This is a genomic window from Microvirga sp. HBU67558 (assembly GCF_018069605.1).
Taxonomy (GTDB): domain Bacteria; phylum Pseudomonadota; class Alphaproteobacteria; order Rhizobiales; family Beijerinckiaceae; genus Microvirga; species Microvirga terrae.
Genome location: NZ_JAGPUP010000294.1, coordinates 1 through 986, shown reverse-complemented (window position 1 = coordinate 986; position 986 = coordinate 1). Strand labels below are relative to the sequence as shown.

2 protein-coding genes are annotated in these 986 nt (G+C 68.0%); both read right to left on the bottom strand.

The genetic code is table 11. The annotated features are described in order from the left end of the window. Positions 1 to 196 (bottom strand): response regulator (locus tag KBI52_RS01310; protein ID WP_371823094.1); only part of this gene is annotated, 196 nt, incomplete at its 3' end. A gap of 199 nt (positions 197 to 395) precedes the next feature. Further along, a partial coding sequence (locus KBI52_RS01305; protein ID WP_210804845.1) for a response regulator transcription factor occupies positions 396 to 986 on the bottom strand: 591 nt, incomplete at its 5' end.

The window sequence follows — 986 nt, the reverse complement described above, 5'->3', positions numbered from 1 at the left end:
CAATGTCGAGAACGGCGATGTCGACCCTTTCAGACGTCAGCAAGGCCAGCGCTGCCTCCCGGGTCGGAGCCGGTCCGACCACCGCCGCCCCAGCTCGCTCCAGAACTTGTGCGACGTCGTCGGCAATGAAGTACTCATCCTCGACGATCAGCACGTGGCGGTTGATCAAACTTGCTTGAGAGACTGATAAGGTCACGGGCTTTCCTCGTCCTTTTCCTGGCTGCCTCAGAGCTTCGATGCTGCATGTGGCCCGGCCGATCCGCAGCGGTCCCGGCATGGCCACATGCCCATTGGGGCAGTGTCATGGATGAGGATGAACGCGGCATCCGGTAGTCACCGGGGATTGTTCCGTATCGTGTTGCAGCGGCGTTCGGGCGATCAGGGCCTGCTGGAACTCAAGGTTTGTCGGCCCCGTCGTCACGGCTCACCTGCGGGCGGGCAGGCACGCCCGCCAAGGCGGCGATCCGCACCAGCTCCGGGATCGTCCTGGCGCCCAGGCGCTGCATGACATGAGCGCGGTGGGTTTCCACCGTGCGCGGGCTGAGGCCGATGGCCCGCCCGATCTGCTTGTTGGTCTGGCCGGCCAGCAGGCCCTCCAGGACCTCGCGTTCGCGGACCGGCATCTCGGCGAAGCGTCCCCGGGCCCGGTGGGCCTCCTGGTCGCGCTCGTCGGCCTGGGAGATGTCAGCGGCGGCCGACGCAAGGGCGGCCAGCAGCTCATCCGGAGCATAGGGGATGGACAGGACGTCCACCGCGCCGGCCTTCATCACCTGCACGGCAGACTTTACATCGCTCTGGAGCGCGCCCAGGACGATCACCGGCAGGCCGATGCGCCGGGCCTTGAGCTCCCGCGGGATGCTCAGACCGCCCGCCTCGGGCTGGCGGATGTCGAGCACCACGCAGCCGGCCGCGAGAGCCGGGGCTGCCTCCAGGAAAGCCTTGCCGGACGGGAAGGCTCTCACGTCATAGCCGGCGTCGCGCAGCCC